Source organism: Paenibacillus sp. N3/727 (genome assembly GCF_022637315.1).
GTDB classification, from domain to species: domain Bacteria; phylum Bacillota; class Bacilli; order Paenibacillales; family Paenibacillaceae; genus Paenibacillus_AQ; species Paenibacillus_AQ uliginis.
The window spans coordinates 3,418,253-3,435,921 of the sequence record NZ_CP093336.1 but is presented as its reverse complement, the minus strand read 5'-3'; the positions used below and the strand labels follow the sequence as shown (position 1 = coordinate 3,435,921).

Sequence of the window (17,669 nt, the reverse complement as noted above, 5' to 3'; positions counted from 1 at the left end):
AGGGTGGATACCAAATGAATGCATCTATTAACGATTTGATAAAGGAAATGACACTTGCTGAAAAAGCATCCCTATGCGCGGGATTAAATATGTGGATGACCAAGGGGATCGAGAGACTCAACATTCCGCCTGTTCATATGTATGACGGAACGAATGGTATTCGCAAAACGAACAGTGACGAAGAAATGGGGATCACGACGGAAAATATTCCCGCCACTTGTTATCCCACAGGATCAGCTATCGGTTCTTCCTGGAACACTGAACTGCTGCACGAAGTCGGGGTCGCACTCGGAAATGAATCAATTGAAATGGGGGTAGAGTTACTGCTCGGCCCAGGAATCAACATGAAGCGGACTCCGCTTGGAGGAAGGAATTTTGAATATTACTCGGAAGATCCCTGCCTGACAGGTGAACTCGGCGCTGCCTTTATCAAGGGCCTTCAAAGCAAAGGAGTTGGAGCTTCGCTTAAACACTTTGCTTGCAACAATCAGGAATTTGAAAAAATGGTGACTAGTTCGGAGGTGGATGAGCGGACTTTGCGAGAAATATATTTAAGCGCCTTCGAACGGATTATTAAAAAAGCGGATCCCTGGACAATCATGTGCTCCTACAACTTGCTTAATGGAACGTATACAAGTGAAAACGAACATTTATTAAACGATATTTTGAGAAAAGAGTGGGGATACGAAGGGGTAGTGCTATCAGACTGGACGGCCGTCAATGACCGGATTCGTGGGCTTAAAGCTGGACTTGATCTCGAAATGCCGGGACCTGCCTACTATAATACGAATGCTATTATCGAAGCAGTTGAGAGTGGGGTTCTTACTGAAGAGCAGCTTGATAAAAGCGTTGGCCGTATTCTAAAGCTTGTTGAACGTGTAACCGGAAGTGAAGGATCTGCTCCGACTTCTCGTATGGATTATCATACTCTGGCACGAAAAGCTGCAGCGGAGAGCATCGTGCTTCTGAAGAATGAGAACGGTATTCTTCCGATACAGCTTACATCCACCAAGTCCATTGCGGTTATTGGTCGATTTGCCAGCAAGCCAAGAATCCAAGGAGCCGGCAGCGCTAAAGTCACGTCTACATGCATCGATATCCCTTTGGAAGAAATGAAGGAGTTGGCGGGAGCTTCCGTTGAGCTGAGCTATGCTGAAGGCTATCTGGAAGATGACTCCATCAATGAGGAGATGATCAAGGAGAGTGCGTCATTGGCCGCAAGATCAGATGTTGCAGTCATATTCGTTGGCCAGCCAGAATACGCCGAATCTGAAATGCGTGACTTAAAGGGAATTGATTTGCCTAAGCAACAGATCCTGCTAATTCAAGCGATTGCAGCCGTTCAACCTAAATGTATTGTGGTGACAAGCAGCGGTTCAGCCTTGGCGATGCGTCCCTGGGTTCAGCATGTTCCTGGCGTTATTCACTCTTGGCTTTCCGGACAAGGCATGGGCAAAGCGATTGCTGAAATCTTGTTTGGACAGACGAACCCATCCGGCAAACTGTCCGAGACCTTTCCAGTAAAACTTTCAGACAATCCTTCACATATGCGTATTCGTGGGGAGAATGGCAAGCTGTATTATCGTGAAGGGCTGTTCGTCGGCTATAGATACTACGATCGAAAAGAACTTGCTCCACAGTTTCCATTTGGCCATGGCTTATCCTACACTTCATTTGCATATAAGGATATGAAAGTGGCTCAGATGGAGACAGGCGTTACGATCTCTTTCTGGTTGGAGAATATCGGAAATAGGAGCGGGAAGGAGGTAATTCAACTTTACGTGCACGACGAAGAATGCAAATGGACGCGCCCAGAGAAAGAATTGAAGGCATTTGCCAAAATCGAGTTAGCTCCTGGGGAAAAGAAGGAGGTTGTTTTTGAACTTGAAGAGAGAGACTTTGCCTATTACAATACAAAATATAACCGCTGGGTAGCGGAGGGTGGTTACTTCCAAATTGTGCTTGGTAGTTCTTCTCGTGATATCAGAATCACGGAGCGCCTGTACTGTGATTTTGGGAAGGAAGAAATATCATTTCACAAGTTCAGCTTACTCAGCGATTGGATCAGCGACCAAACCGCTAAATCAGTATTGGAAGAATGCTTGGATGAGATGAACCGGCACGTCATAGACAAGGTTTATCTCAATGAAGAGTTCATCGGATTTTGGGAAGACTTCCCAGTCATTAAAATTTTTCAGATGTTTGGTCAAAGCTGGATGGTTGACCGGTCACCAGATGACATCATTGAAGAACTTATAAGTCGAGTCCATCAGAGACGCTTTGCAAAATGAGAAAAAGTTAATCCGGCTATGCTGTGAGGGGTGTCGTGATGGGCGGGGTACTCGGTTAATCTGCTGCCGAAGCGGGAAACTCCACCTGCAGCACCGGCACTTCAGCCCAATGAAAACAACTATAATGAAGCATTAAAGTTCTTCGACCAAGAACAATATATTGGATCACATAAGCAGCCGTGGAACGTATATTTCTTGCAGATGAGAATGGCCCGAGCGCCAAAGAGCTAGGCGTAGCATTTTTCATCGATCACCAGTTTTATGACCCTCATGATACAATGCAGATACTGATCTCGTTGTTATCATGGGGATTTATTATATTGCGGTTTCGAGAATGGAGAGGCTTCATAAGGCGGCCAATAGAACATTCATCGATAATGAGCGTGAAGAACGAAGGAGGGGGTGAAATCATGACAGAGACGTTCGTATCCTCCTATAGCACAAGTACAATAAAGTGCCGCACGGTGGTTTACTTTTTGGGTGTCCAAAGTTTTATTTGAAGGACATTCCATACAATGACAAATTTACATATATCGCTGGTCAGAATCCGGACAGGATCACCCAAATTGGTAGCTGGCGCAAGCCGGGTTCTGGGGTGTACCGAGGAAGGCTGGGGCGCGAAATTCAACGGGGATTTAATCCGGATCATTAGGGATGGTGGTTTCATGCATCGTATTTTCTGAAATCGGCCTAGACGGATTCGAACCAAGCTTTCCATACCAACTCAGAAGACCTGGTCTTCAAAATCCATGAGTTGTACCCTGGTAAGTGAGTGTTACGTAATTAATGTTATGTAAACTTATACGCGGCGAGGCGTTGCGCCGATGGAATTTGTTTTTGAGTATACCGTCAGGTCTGTAAAACAGAGTAAAATCGAAGGGTGTGGATGATAAAATGCCTAAAGCTGCAGCAGTAAAACTTCCTGAGACGATCGGAATGCAGGAATACGAACGGAGTGCTTCATTTATTTCAACAGAAAGGCGTATCCAAATCGACCGATTCATCCGAAAAGAAGATGCAAACCGCTCCTTATTCGGTGAACTCCTAGCCAGGGCAATGATTTGCCGGGATCTCGGCATGCCGAACCGGGACGTTCATTTTGTTAAAAACAATTATGGAAAACCGCTACTGTTCGGACATGAAGAGTTTCATTTTAATATTTCTCATTCAGGGTGTTGGGTTGTCATGATCTGGGATCAGAACGCCGTGGGCATCGACATTGAACAGATCCAGGAGATTGATCTTGAGATAGCCAGACGGTTCTTCTCCCCTCTCGAGAATAAGGATCTCATGTCCAAGCCGGAGTCGGAACGAAAGGAATATTTCTATGATTTGTGGACACTCAAGGAAAGCTATATCAAAGCGTTGGGCACAGGGTTGTCGACTCCACTAGATTCTTTCAGTATTCGCATAAAGGATAATGACAAATACATGCTAGATCCGAATTGGGAGTCATGTCGGTTTACACAGTTTGAGATCGACCCTGAGTATAAGCTGTCTGTCTGCTCACTTGGCAATCATCAGCCGGAATCTATACAAATTCACGATTATAAAGATTTGATTGATAATCTGGCCTGACACGATTCATCAACACTTTCATGTTAACGAGTATGAGTCTAATAAAGATATAAGCCCCACTTTTCTTGTTGTTAAGGGCTTCTATGTTATTGATCAAGCGGTTTACAGGGAAGCTATATTAATGAAATCATTAAAAGACTTCGCAAATGCACGAGATGATGATTACCGTATATACCTTTAGAACTAAGGTTAGAATCGGACAAATTAAAATGTTTGATAGACTAGCGGATTATAGCACGGTACTTGTGACGAATCCGTGAACCATGTTAATGACAGGCAAACAGTTCAAGACTTTTATCAAATATGGAGTTTAGTCGATGACAGAGTTTTGAATGTGGCAATAAATTAACCTTAACGCTATTAAATAGATGTTGCTCAATACACGACTTTATATAAAAATCGAGTGTATATCAGAACGTTTACCTGGTAGATGCTCGATTTTTTGCTTCGCGATCTGAGATGGGTCAGAATATCCGACAACACGCATAGAGATCATTGTAAAATATTTTGAGATATAGAATATATTTCTAAATAATATTAATAAACGAAAGCTAATGTTGATTTACTATGACATTAATCATAATATTTCAACATTTATCAACTTATATCGACAGAAGTGATTTACAAACTAATCCATAGGTCACATTGACTTATTATGATATTTTTTGGTAGATTAAGGCTAATAAACTATAATGTTTCCATTATCCCATTTATCTCTTTTATAGGGAATCACCCCCTTCTAGAATCTACTCAACATCATTTCCAACCTAGAATAAACTCCTTCTTGCTAGCTAATTCGAACATCAATATACATAGTAGACGATATGTGTCTTCTCCATCTATTTTTTCTATGGATCCTGCAATTGATAATGGTCTATATATTGAGATTCATATTCATTCAATCAATCTATATAGAATCATTGCGAGATCTATCTATCTTGGTATATGGGAGGAATTTCACATGAGCGTAATGACATCGGTACAAGAGTTGAGCGATGTCACTTGTCCTTTGATCCATCCTCAGAAGCGCATATGGTATATGGAGCGGATACTTCCTGGAACTTCCATTGCAAACATTGGCGGCCCTGTTCGAATTAAAGGTACCGTTGATTTTGGTCTGCTGGAGCAAGCCATTCACGCTTTTATTCGCCGTCATGAAGGGCTTCGGATTCAGCTTGCGGAATGTGATGGAGATGCGCTACAAAGGGTCAGAGACTATGAGGAGCAGTCACTCGATTTTTTTGATTTTTCGGGTGAATCCGATCCGGAAGCGGCCTTTTGGTCGTGGGTGGATGTCGAGGCAAGAAAGCCAATCCCGTTAGTGGGCTCCAGGCTGTACTACTTTGCGATGTTTCGCTTATCGGCCGAAGATAACGGTTATTTGGTGAAAAGCCATCATATCATCTCTGACGGCTGGTCGAATCAGTTGACAACCTCACAGATTGCGGAATTCTATACGAAGCTGCTGCATGGAGAGTCCATCAATACTGCTCCGGAACCGCCATCGTATTTCGAATACGTTCAAGAAGAAAAGACTTATTTGACCTCACCAAGGTTCAGTAAAAGCAAGCAATATTGGCATGATAAATTTAAAATGATTCCCGAAGGTGTTACCCAGGCATCTGTTAGCAGTACGGAGGGAAGAAGGTATACCTTACAGCTCAATGTAGCACTTTCACAACGTATTCAATCATGGGCAAATGAAGCGGGAATATCATTGAATACGTTCTTTGTGCTTGCTTATTTGATCTACACGTACAAGACGACTCAGCAGCGGGATTTGGTTGTAGGGACTCCTGTATTGAATCGCTCCGGCAAAAAAGAGAAATCGATGTATGGGATGTTCACCAGTACGATGCCATTCCGTTACGAGTTGGATACAGAGGCGACCACCCGGGATACGCTTAGAGCAGTTCAAAAAGGGCTGATGGAATGCTACTTCCATCAACGCTATCCGTATGACCTACTTGCACAAGAGCTGGAGCTGAAGAAAAAAGGCTACGATCAGCTGTTTCATACCAGCATCAATTATTACAATACGAAGCTTCAAACAAGTTTGAATGGTATTCCGATTGAGAATGTGGAGTTTTACAGTGGTCATCAGCTATACGAGCTTCAGATTGTCATTAAGCATTGGTCCGCCGATGGCGGCTTAACACTGGATTATGATTATCGATTAGATACTTATCAAGCTGAGCAGATTGAGGAGCTGTCTCGAAGAATGCTTCTTGTTATCGAGCAGATGCTGGACAAGCCTCAGGCAGCAATTAAAAGTATAACTCTGTTAACAGCTGCGGAACAGCACCGCGAGCTGTATGACTTTAACCAAACGAACGTGTCTTATCCGAAGGATCAAACCGTCCTGCAGCTCTTTGAGGAGCAGGCAAGACTCAATTCGGAATCTACAGCCATTGTATATGAGCAGGAACAATGGACGTATCGACAGTTAAATGAGCAGGCGAATCGATTAGCACATTTTTTGATCCAAAAGGGCACTACTCGTGAATCGATCGTTGGACTTTGGATGCAGCATTCGATCGAGGCGGTTGTCGCTATTCTTGGAGTGATGAAGGCAGGCGGTACCTATCTGCCGATTGATCCGGCTTATCCGGAAGAGCGGATTCGATATATGCTGGAGGACTCTGGTGCTCAGCTTGTCATGACCAATTTATCGGACGCCGGTCTCATGGAATATCCGGGCGAGATCATAGCCTATTCTGATCTTTCTCTGGATGGACTCGATTCATCCAACGTTAATCATGTTCATGAGCCTCGCGATCTGGCTTATATAATCTATACTTCAGGCTCAACAGGCCGTCCAAAGGGCGCGATGATTGAGCATAGAGGTCTAACGAATTATATCTGGTGGGCCAAAAAGGTGTACGTTCGCGATTCCATTCCGACGTTTCCACTATATTCATCTCTCGCCTTCGATCTTACCGTAACCTCCATATTCACTCCGCTCATATGCGGCGGACGTATTATCGTTTATCGAGACAACGGCGATGAATTTATTTTATATCGAATTATGCGAGACAATGCTTCTACCATCGTAAAGCTGACTCCTGCTCATCTTGCATTGCTGAAAGAGCGGGACAATTCACGATCATCCGTAGGACGCTTTATCGTTGGCGGTGAAGATCTGAAGACGAGTCTGGCAAAAGAGATTACCGATTCTTTCGGAGGAGCAATCGAGATCTACAATGAGTATGGCCCAACCGAAACGGTCGTGGGCTGCATGATTCATCTGTACAATCCACTCGAAGACAAGCGTGTATCTGTACCGATCGGCATCCCTGCGGATAATGTCATGTTGTATATTCTGGATCAAGATCAGAATCCCGTTATGCCAGGAGCGATTGGGGAACTGTACATTACCGGAGATGGTGTCGCTAAAGGATATTTGCATCGTAAAGAGCTGACACAGGAAAGATTTTTATATAATCCGTTCGTGCCTGGTACTCGGATGTATCGTACGGGTGATTTAGTGAAGCGACTTGCAGATGGCAAGATTGAATACATCGGTCGTGTGGATCATCAAGTGAAAATACGAGGCTATCGCATTGAGACTGGGGAGATCGAGAAAGCCATCACCCAGCATGAAGCAATCTCAGACACAGTCGTTATTGATCGAGAGAATGATCGACTCGGAAAGTATTTATGCGCGTATATTGTAAAGCACGCAAACATTGAAGTGAGAGATCTCAAACAGCATTTATCCCTTACACTCCCGGCTTATATGGTGCCTGCGGCATTCGTGGAGCTGGATGATATTCCGCTTACGATTAACGGCAAAGTGAATCGGGCGCTTCTTCCTGAGCCGGATTTTACTTTAATGCAGGAAAACGGGCATGCAGCAGCACGGAGTCGTAATGAATCAGATTTGATCGAGGTTATTATTGGTGTATTGCAGCTCGAACGAGTAGGCATTTACGATCACTTTTATGATTTAGGCGGAGATTCGATTAAAGCGATTCAAGTCTCTTCACGAATGAATCGATTCGGTTATTCGCTCAAGGTCAGAGACATATTAGAGAACCCGATCATCGAACAGATGGCGTTAAGGCTGGAACCCGTCAAGCATGTAAACACCTATTCGCAGGAGCGCAGTGAAGGGAAGGTAGCACCGTGGGCGATCATCTCTTGGTTTTTTGAGCAGCAGCTTGAGCAGCCAGAATACTATCATCAATCCGTATTGCTTGAATTAAAGGCTGATGTTGATGCCGACATCGTGAGAACGATCCTATTGCGACTAGTCGAGCACCATGATGGTTTGCGATTGCAAGTCAATATAAATACACAAGAGCTTGTTTATCATAACCTAGCAGATCGTATGATGCTGTTCCAATCCATTTCCTTAGCAGAGGTCGATGATCATACGCAAATTGTACGTATGGCTGAAATAAGCGAGACCTTTAAGTCCCAGTTCCACCTTCGCGATACGATCTTAATCGGATGCTGTCTATTCGATCTTGGCCGCAACGGAAAGAGACTTCTTATCACGGCACATCATCTCGTTATAGACGGTGTATCGTGGCGCATCTTGCTTGAAGATATGGCTGAATCTTTGAGCAGTTATGTTCGAGGGGAAGAATATCTGCTGCCTTCTAAAACAGCATCACTTAAGATGTGGTCTGATGCATTGTCGAGATATTCCGTTACGGAACAGGAGCAGCAGTATTGGGAGGATAGCGTTGCTGCAATCCGTCCAATACCGACAGATCACAGCGATGACGCAGCCTTGATGAGCAGCTCCAATACACAGGAGCATGTGTTTACACCAGAGGAGACGGGCAGTCTGATATATGAATGTCACCAGGCGTATGGCACGAAGCCATTAGATTTGCTTATTGCAGCATTAACCCATGCGATATGTGAAAGATTCCAGTTGGAGGAAATGGTTATTGAACTGGAATCACACGGACGTGAGCCACTTGAGGAGCTTGACTTATCTCGTACGATTGGCTGGTTTACGAGCATGTATCCCGTGAAGTTGACACATCCAGCTCTCGGAGCGGATGCTTCGGTACTTGCCGCTCTAATCAAAGGGGTAAAAGAGCAGATTCGTTCGGTCCCTGCGCAAGGCATCGGATTTGGCATCCTGCATTCGAATGCAAAGCTATCCTTGAATTATGATGCTAGAACATTAATTCGATTTAATTACTTGGGTGACTTTGACGGTGTCTGGGATAACCCTTGGTTCGCATTAGCCCAAGAGAGTAGCGGCCTCGATACAAGCAGACACCATGAGCTAACTTGCTTGCTCGACATTCAAGCGATGGTCGTCAATCAATCCTTGCGGTTCAGCATCACCTATAGCAACAATCGTTTCAATGACGAAACGATTGCTAGATTGATGGACACCTATAGAGAAGCACTAATGGTGATCTTGAACCATTGTGCAGGCAATCAAGTGAGGGAATACACCCCATCAGACTTTGAAACCACAAAGTTGTCTCAGGAGGATCTCGATAGCTTATTTTTCTAACAACATCTCTCTAAGGGATGAATAAACGACGGTATAAGAATTTCATAATCTGAGATCTCAAGGGGGTCATTAGATATGTCTAGAGTGGTGTTTTTCGGTGTTGATCTGCACGGGCATGTGAATCCAACGCTTGGATTAATCCACAAGCTTACCGAGAGAGGTGAAGAGGTCATCTACTATTGCAGTGAGCCCTTTCGTGAAAAAATTGAACAAACAGGGGCAACCTTTCGTAGCTACCACGGCCTATTAAGCTTTGGAAGGCATAACGGAACAGGCATAGAGACCCTACTTGTATTCGCGGACTTTATCATGGACAAGTGCCGGACCATAGTTGAGGCTTTGCGTGACGAGGTCTGTGAATTACAGCCGGACTATATCATCCATGACAGCTTTTGCTTATGGGGAAAAGAGCTGGCGGTAGAGCTTCGAATACCAGGGATTTCCGTGTTTGCCAACTTTCCGTTTATTGATGAGATGGCCCAAAAGGACCCTGCGTTTTTCATGGATTATGTGCTGCTTGCTTCGGAAGATCCGCTCTATCTCAAGCATAAGGGGCAGCATGATGTTTACCGGAAGCTGATGGATAAGCTGTCACGCGTCATTGGGCTCAAATATGGAAAGCCTTCGATGAATGTGATTAATGATATTTTTTGCAGCAAGGAGCCGCTTAATTTGGTGTTAACCTCTCGAGAATTTCAAATTTATGAAGAGGTGTTTGACGATACGCACGTATTTTCTGGCTATGAGATTTATCCAAGGGAGGAGCCCGTAGACTTTCCATTTGAGAAGCTGGACGACAGGCCCTTAATCTACATTGCCTTTGGGACAATACTTCATAACCTGTCTGAGCTCTATCAGACTTGCTTTGACGCACTAGGCAGTTCCAAGTATCAGGTAGTCATGTCGCTTGGCATTCAAACGGATTTCTCATCGTTAGGTCCAGTTCCTAACAACTTCATTGTTCGAACCTTTGTGCCTCAATTGAAACTATTAAGCCGGGCTGATGCTTTCATCACGCATGGCGGCGCGAATAGCATTTATGAATCGTTGTGCAGCGCTGTGCCTATGATTGTTCTGCCGCAGGTGTTTGATGAGTTTATGGGGGCCTTGATGGTAGAGCGTTCAGGTACGGGAATCTATTTGCGCGATCTTCATCCTACCAAAGAGAAATTGCGAGAGACGACTTTGCAAGTGCTGGATAATCCTCTCTATCGAGAGAATTGCGAGCTCATAAAGCAATCCTTTAAGTCGGCAGGCGGCTTGGATTATGCAGTAAATAAAGTCATTCAATTTGCGAAGCAGAAGGTGTGCCATGAGTAAACTAACACGGGTGCTGTTGTCAATCAGTTTCATCGTTACTTTTTTTGTGAGTGCAACAAATGAGAGCTTATCAGCAGCGGCTTCTACAATCGGTTCTGCCACAGATAGCGATATAGATGCCTATATCGAGGATATGATGGACAAATCAAAAATTCCGGGAATGTCCGTGGTCATCGTAAAAGGGGATGAGACGGTCTATCAAAAAGGATTCGGCTATGCTGACGCCGAGAACGATGTGCCTGTGAAGTCAGAGACTTTATTCGAGCTTGGCTCGACGAGCAAGGCCTTTACGGCTTTGGCCTTGATTCAGCTGGAGGATCAAGGGCTTGTGAATTTAGAGGATTCCGTCACGAAGTACCTCCCCTGGTTCGAGACCACTTATAAGGGCAAGCCTGCGGATATTCGCATTAAGCACTTGCTTCATCATACTAGCGGGATTCCGTTCCACAGCATCGGGGATATTCCGGCAGCCGATGATGACCAGGCGCTGGAGAGAACGGTTCGTACCCAAATCGGACAGAAGCTCGATCATGAGCCAGGCGAGAAATACGAGTACGCGACCATCAACTATGATGTGCTCGCTCTTATCATTCAGCAAGTCTCAGGTATGACGTATGAGCAGTATGTCCAGCAGCATGTGCTTGATCCGCTGAATTTGAAGCAAACGTACATGTTCCGTGAGGATGCTGCCCGTGGTGATATGGCGGTAGGTTATAAGCTCAGCGTGTTAAGACCAGCAGCCTACGATGCTCCAATGTATAGAGGAAACACGCCTGCGGGCTATATCATTTCGAGTGCTATCGACGTGGCACAATGGCTCAAAATCCAAATGGGTACGGTACAAGGAGGAAAGGATTTCGAGAGATGGCTGACTCGCTCCCATGAGCCAGATCGCTCTGTTGCACCATCAGGAGACGGCTCCTCATATGCGGCAGGCTGGAGCGTTTATCAGGATGGAACAGGGATGCTGGCTCACGCTGGAGGCAATCCCAATTACTCTACATATTTCGTTCTTCGTCCGGCTGATGGCTATGGGGTAGCGGTTCTTGCCAACATGAACTCTCCATATTCAGGAGCAACCGCTCAAGGCATCATGAATATGCTTGTCGGCAAAGAAGTCCTCGAGCCTGCAAGCGATATGTATAAAAACATCGATGCGATTTCATCCGTGGTGCTTCTCTTGACGGTGCCGGTACTGCTATTAGTCTTTTGGCTGACAGGGAAGGCTGTGTGGCAGGCAATTCGGGGGAGTCGCAACTATGTAGGCCGTCATGCTACGACGGTAACTGGATTTGTGATCTTTGCCCTATTCATGGTAGGTCTTGCTTATTGCCTATATCAAATTCCGGATACGCTCTTCTGGGGCGTAAACTGGGCATTCGTTCAAGTATGGGCGCCTAACACACTGATATATGCCGTTTATTCCTTGTTTGCGACGATTTGCTTGTTCGGAGTGTACTTCCTTTTTACGACCGTATTTCCGAAGTCTGACGATCGTTCTTTCTTTGCCATTACACTGCTTAGCGTAGCAAGCGGCTTTGGCAATGCTCTCATCATTTTTATTGTCAATGAGACGCTGAATCGAGATCTCGATAAATTCCAGAGTGGTATGCTGCTCTACTTTGTTCTCGGGATTGCTATCTATGTGTTTGGACAAAAGCTCGTACGAACAAGACTCGTACGTATTGCCAATGACATGGTATATGAGAAGCGAATGGAGCTGCTTGGCAAGATACTGAATACGTCTTATGAAAAGATAGAAGGCGTAGAAGACGGCAAAATTCCAGCTTCCCTGAATAACGATACGGAAGCGATTAGCGGATTTTCTAACATCGTCATTACCGGTGCAACCAGTCTTGTTACCTTAATCAGTTGCTTTGTCTATATGGGCATGATTAGCCCGTTGGGAGTGATCATGGCAATTGGCTTTATCGTGGTTGCAGCCGGGATCCATTACTTTACAGGGCTGAAGGCGAATCAGCTGTGGGAGCAAATGCGTGATATCCAAAACGTGTTTTTCCGCTTTATTCATGACTTGACGAGCGGATTCAAGGAGCTAAGCCTTAATCAAGACAAGCGAGCTGAATTCAAGAAGGACATGCAGGATAACTGCCATTCTTACCGAGAGAAGCGAATTGGCGGCGATCTGAAATTCGCGAATGTGAATGTGATCGGCGAGCTGTTGTTTACCTTCGTCATCGGTGCAGTTGTCTTCTTGTTCCCGCTGCTCTTCAGCGAGCTGAAAGTGAGTACGCTGCGCAACTATGTATTCGTTCTTCTTTATATGACAGGTCCTGTTCATGGCATCTTGGGAACCATTCCAAATATATTCCGTGTTCGAATCAGCTGGAACCGAATTAATGAACTGTCACGAGAGCTGGATTCAATTCAGGAGGCACAGCAGCAAGCAGCTTTCAGTTTAGAACCGACGCAGCCAATAGAGCTTAAGCTACAATCCGCGGAATACCACTATGGAAATCGTGAAGGCGAAAGCTTTGCTGTTGGGCCAATCGACTGTTCCTTCCGTACCGGACAGATTACCTTTATAACCGGAGGAAACGGCAGCGGAAAATCAACCTTGGCAAAGCTGATAACGGGTTTATATGAACCGGCACAGGGCGGGATTACCGTTAATGGGCAGTCCGTGCCTACACAGGAGCTGAGCCAGCAATTCTCAGCTATATTTAGTGACTTCTATTTGTTCGAGAAGCTGTATGGTGTTCCTTATTCCTCGAAGCAGTCGGAGATTGAGCACTATCTGAAAGTGCTCCATTTACAGGACAAAGTCGAGATTCATGATGGTTCGCTCAATACGACGAAGCTGTCGACAGGACAACGCAAGCGGCTCGCTCTGCTCATTAGCTATTTGGAGGATCGGCCAATCTGCTTGTTCGATGAATGGGCGGCAGACCAAGATCCGGAATATCGGGCGTTCTTCTATCACACCTTGCTGCCTGAGCTTAAGCAAAGAGGGAAATGCATTATCGCGATTACTCATGATGACCGCTACTTCCACATGGCGGATCAGGTCATCAAGATGGAGCTGGGTCAGGTTGTGCAGGTAGAACGGAATGATGAGATTAATGAGAATACTGCTCTCGTTTATTGAAAATAAGGCTGTAACGGTCTACTTCCAGCATGAGGGGATGAAGCGAAATGAGAGAAAGTCGTTCAACCAAATTGGACAAGACCAATGTGGAAGATATCGTGGCATTAACACCGATGCAGGAGGGCTTGCTGTTTCATTACAGAAGCGACAAGGACAAGGGGTATTACACGCAGCAGTTTTCAGCACGCTTGTTCGGCCGCTCCTCGGTTGAAGCTATTCGACAGGCATGGCAGAGTGTTGCGCGTGCGAATGATGTGCTACGAACCGTATACCGCTGGGAGAAGCTTGAGAAGCCTGTCCAGATTGTGCTGAGAGACATGGATATTCCGATTGCTGTACTGGATTATTCCAGCTATTCGGCTAAGCAGGCGGAAGTGTTGATTGCCGAGTTTAAAGCACGTGATCGTTCGGAAGAGCTTGACCTCGAAGTGGAACCGATGCGAATTACGCTATGTCTTATAAACAATGAGTTTTGCGAGATGATCATCACATGGCATCATATTTTGTTCGATGGTTGGAGCAATGGGGTACTGCTTAAGGAGTTTATGCAAGCGTATCAAGCCATTATTGAAGGAGCGGAGGTGCCTTCAAGAACAGCTGCAAAGACTCCGTTTAAGCAGTTTGTGCAGTTGCTGCAGCGTCAAGACAAGGCTTTGCAGCGGCAGTATTGGGAGCAGGAGTTTCAGGGGTGGCAGGAACGTACCCCGTTGAATGAACAGAGAGAGCTGTATGGTGAGGGTGCTTCAGGAGAAGCGAAGACTTCTCATACTCTAACACTCTCGTTTCAAGAGGTTGGGACTATTTCTCGTTATACCCAGCGTCATGAAGTAACACTGGCTGCGTATCTCTATGCTACATGGGGCTTACTTCTTGGACGATACTGCGGGACTGAGGATGTCTTGTTTGGCACAACCGTATCAGGTAGAACGCCAGAGCTTCCTGGAATGGAGGAGATGATCGGCTTATTTATCAATACGGTTCCACTGCGGATATGCTGGACAGCGGATGAGACTGTCCTGAAGCTCGTCAGATCTGTCAATGAGAGCCTCAAGCGCCGCGTAGATTACGAGCTGACCCCTCTAGTTGATATAAACGCTTATTGCGGTGCTGATTCTTTTGAGCCACTATTCAACTCGATTATGGTTGTGGAAAATTACCCATTAGATACGAGCGTTGGACAAGCAGGAGCCTTGCGAATTGAGCATTATGAGATGGAGGAATCCACGCATTATGGGCTGACGATCGGAGTTCAGCCAAAGGAGTCAGGAGAGCTGGAGCTAGAGTTTGCTTATGATCCGAGCTCCTTCTCTAAGCCAATGATCATGAGGCTCGCTAACCACTATAAACAGATCATCCTGCAAATATGCAGCAAGGCTGAGCCGAGGATAAATGAGCTTGGACTTCTGACAGCGGAGGAAATGGAAGAGCTTCTCTTCTCGTTTAACCAACAGTCGTCTGCGTGTCTTAAATCGGAGCAGCTAGAGCCTGGTCTCGAGGATCTTGTCCAGCTTCGATTCGAGAGACGGGTTATGCAATCACCGGACCGCACAGCCGTAATATGCGGAGAACGCAGCTATACGTATCAAGAGATCAACAGAGCGGCCAATCGGCTTGCGCATCAGATCAGAGCGCTCGGTGTTCGTACCGATGAGCCTGTCGCGATATGGCTCAATCGATCCGAACAGCTCCTTATTGCGATGCTGGCTGTGCTTAAGTCGGGAGCAGCTTATGTGCCGATCGACTATGATTATGCTCCAGGTCGCATTAATCAGATTCTCCTTGATAGCAAGGCAAGAATATTGGTGACAGGCGACCTAGTGATCCCAGCTTCGATTGAATTTGATGGCACTTGCGTGTGTATGGAGAAGGTACTGTCAGCGCTGGATGCAGTCGAAGCTGATCCTGTAACTTCTGTTAATAACCCTAGCGATGCAGCATATATCCTGTATACTTCCGGGTCGACAGGTATTCCTAAGGGGGTAGTTGTAGAGCATCGCAACCTGTTGGCTTACGTTGATGCCTTCCAGCATGAGTTTCGCTTAACCGGAGGAGATACCTTTTTGCAGCAAGCCTCCTGCTCCTTTGACCAGTTTGTAGAAGAAGTATATCCGGTGCTGCTCGCTGGCGGGCGGGTTGTAATTGCACGTAAGACCGATGTTATCGACATGCCGAAGCTTGTTCAGCTGATTGACCGTCATCAGGTCACGATTGTGTCGTGCTCTCCACTGCTTATGAATGAGCTTAACAAGCAATCTGGGATGGACAGTGTTCGAATCTTTATAAGCGGTGGCGACGTTCTGAAGCTTGAGTATATGTCAGAGCTCTTCAAGAAGGCGGAGGTCTATAACACGTACGGGCCGACAGAAGCGACGGTGTGCGCAACGTATCATCGCTGCTTGCCGGAGCATGCCTTTCGAACGAGCATCCCAATTGGCAAGCCCATATTGAATTACCGCGTGTATGTCCTTGACGCTTATGGATATCCGCTGCCAGTAGGAGTGCCCGGGGAGATTTGCATTGCAGGAGCGGGTGTAGCGAGAGGTTATCTGAATCGACCTGAGCTCACGGAACGGCATTTTTCCTCCGATCCGTATGACGCCAATGCGCGTATGTATCGAACAGGCGACATCGGATTATGGCTTTCAGACGGAAGCTTGCTGTATGTCGGAAGAAATGACCAGCAGGTGAAGATTCGAGGCTATCGAGTAGAGCCGGGGGATATAGAGCATCACTTGCTTGGTCTTGATGCGATTGATGAAGCGGTCGTGCTTGCGCATCAAGATGAACACGGCATGATGACACTTGCCTCTTATGTCATGATCAATCGTGACGTAACCGCTAATGAGCTGCGGGATGAGCTATCGGCTGTATTGCCAGCCTACATGATTCCGAACTTCTTCTACCGTATCGACAAAGTTCCGAAGACCCCTAACGGCAAGCTGGATCGCAAAGCGCTGCTGCAGGTCACGGATAGACTGGCTGCTGCCGATGATGGAGCCTTATTTGAAGCGAACGATGATAGCGAGACGGAAAGCAGCATAAGGCGCGTATGGCAGGAAGTGCTGAAGGTGGAGCATATCGGGCTTCATGATCATTTCTTTGATCTTGGCGGCAATTCGATCCTGCTTATGCAGCTGCATGCCAAGCTGGAGAAGGAATATGGCTTTGGAATTCAGATCGTGGATCTCTTCTCCTATACGACAATTTCGAAGTTGGCAAAATGGGTGGACGAGAAACACGGTGTAACCAAGCAAGAAGAGCAGGCTACATGGAGCGTTTATCAGCAGCTTCCAGCATCCTTTTTCCATCGTCATTTGAATGGTTGCGGGATAGGAATTGTCCGGTTCCATCTTCAATCCCAATTAAGAGAGGCCATAGATGGACTTGCTTATGATACTAAAGTTGAATCGCTTGCTGTGTTAACAGGTATGGCGCTTTATTTGTTCAGTGAATGGAATGAGAAGCCTGGCGCTGCAATCCACAGCTTACGTTCGGAAGGTGAACAGGTTGTTCCCTTATCCATCGATTTTACGAAGATCAGTGGATTTGAAGAGCTGTTTCAGCATGTGCATCAAGCCCGAGTGATCGGAACGAATGCTTACCATATTGAACGCATTCAATCCGCACAAGTAAAGAAGGGGATGGATGAGGTACTCCCTCTCATCTATCGTCTTCAAGATTTTGATATCGATGCAGCATGGCTTGACATATACGATATGGCTTGGGGGATTGAGGATCAGGCTGATGAACATCAGCTGTCTATTTCGATCAAATTCAACGACAAGCGGATGAAAAAGGAAGCGGTCCAGATGCTCGCTAACGGGTATGTCGATCTGCTGCGCCAGCTAAGTGCAAGCCGCGTGATGTCGTGAGGAGGAGTTGT

At 46.0% G+C, this 17,669-nt stretch carries 8 protein-coding genes; 7 read left to right on the top strand and 1 reads right to left on the bottom strand.

The genetic code is table 11. The features are described from left to right. The first annotated feature begins 14 nt into the window (after window positions 1-14). Entirely contained in the window at window positions 15-2,291 is a 2,277-nt protein-coding gene (locus MNQ98_RS15640; protein WP_241929090.1) for a beta-glucosidase, read from the top strand. A gap of 55 nt (window positions 2,292-2,346) precedes the next feature. Here the strand turns inward: MNQ98_RS15640 and MNQ98_RS15635 are convergent, their stop codons facing one another. Then, on the bottom strand, window positions 2,347-2,538 hold the full coding sequence (locus tag MNQ98_RS15635) for a hypothetical protein (RefSeq protein WP_241929089.1): 192 nt from the start codon (window positions 2,536-2,538) through the stop codon (window positions 2,347-2,349). Window positions 2,539-2,806: 268 nt separating this feature from the next. On the opposite strand from MNQ98_RS15635, the gene MNQ98_RS15630 reads away from it, so the two are divergent. The 6 genes from MNQ98_RS15630 (at window position 2,807) to MNQ98_RS15605 (ending at window position 17,658) form a co-directional block, all read left to right on the top strand. Next, window positions 2,807-2,974 carry a hypothetical protein gene (locus tag MNQ98_RS15630; protein WP_241929088.1) on the top strand — a complete coding sequence of 56 codons (168 nt, stop codon included), beginning with the start codon at window positions 2,807-2,809 and terminating at the stop codon, window positions 2,972-2,974. A gap of 211 nt (window positions 2,975-3,185) precedes the next feature. Next, window positions 3,186-3,869 carry a 4'-phosphopantetheinyl transferase family protein gene (locus MNQ98_RS15625; protein ID WP_241929087.1) on the top strand — a complete coding sequence of 228 codons (684 nt, stop codon included), beginning with the start codon at window positions 3,186-3,188 and terminating at the stop codon, window positions 3,867-3,869. Between the two features lie 961 nt (window positions 3,870-4,830). Beyond that, on the top strand, window positions 4,831-9,357 hold the full coding sequence (locus MNQ98_RS15620; protein ID WP_241929086.1) for a non-ribosomal peptide synthetase: 4,527 nt from the start codon (window positions 4,831-4,833) through the stop codon (window positions 9,355-9,357). A gap of 75 nt (window positions 9,358-9,432) precedes the next feature. Then, window positions 9,433-10,677 carry a macrolide family glycosyltransferase gene (locus MNQ98_RS15615; RefSeq protein WP_241929085.1) on the top strand — a complete coding sequence of 415 codons (1,245 nt, stop codon included), beginning with the start codon at window positions 9,433-9,435 and terminating at the stop codon, window positions 10,675-10,677. Continuing rightward, complete coding sequence (locus MNQ98_RS15610; protein ID WP_241929084.1) at window positions 10,670-13,786, top strand: cyclic peptide export ABC transporter; 3,117 nt, start codon at window positions 10,670-10,672, stop codon at window positions 13,784-13,786. The genes MNQ98_RS15615 and MNQ98_RS15610 overlap by 8 nt, the downstream gene beginning before the upstream one ends. Before the next feature lie 47 nt (window positions 13,787-13,833). Further along, window positions 13,834-17,658, top strand: coding sequence for a non-ribosomal peptide synthetase (locus MNQ98_RS15605; RefSeq protein ID WP_241929083.1), 3,825 nt, complete (start codon window positions 13,834-13,836; stop codon window positions 17,656-17,658). Window positions 17,659-17,669 lie beyond the last annotated feature (11 nt).

Bases quoted from the DNA above. Each gene is read 5' to 3' on its own strand.
- MNQ98_RS15625 (WP_241929087.1), top strand. From the start codon at position 3,186: ATGCCTAAAGCTGCAGCAGTAAAACTTCCTGAGACGATCGGAATGCAG.
- MNQ98_RS15605 (WP_241929083.1), top strand. From the start codon at position 13,834: ATGAGAGAAAGTCGTTCAACCAAATTGGACAAGACCAATGTGGAAGAT.
- MNQ98_RS15610 (WP_241929084.1), top strand. From the start codon at position 10,670: ATGAGTAAACTAACACGGGTGCTGTTGTCAATCAGTTTCATCGTTACT.
- MNQ98_RS15615 (WP_241929085.1), top strand. From the start codon at position 9,433: ATGTCTAGAGTGGTGTTTTTCGGTGTTGATCTGCACGGGCATGTGAAT.
- MNQ98_RS15630 (WP_241929088.1), top strand. From the start codon at position 2,807: ATGACAAATTTACATATATCGCTGGTCAGAATCCGGACAGGATCACCC.
- MNQ98_RS15635 (WP_241929089.1), bottom strand. From the start codon at position 2,538: ATGAAAAATGCTACGCCTAGCTCTTTGGCGCTCGGGCCATTCTCATCT.
- MNQ98_RS15620 (WP_241929086.1), top strand. From the start codon at position 4,831: ATGAGCGTAATGACATCGGTACAAGAGTTGAGCGATGTCACTTGTCCT.
- MNQ98_RS15640 (WP_241929090.1), top strand. From the start codon at position 15: ATGAATGCATCTATTAACGATTTGATAAAGGAAATGACACTTGCTGAA.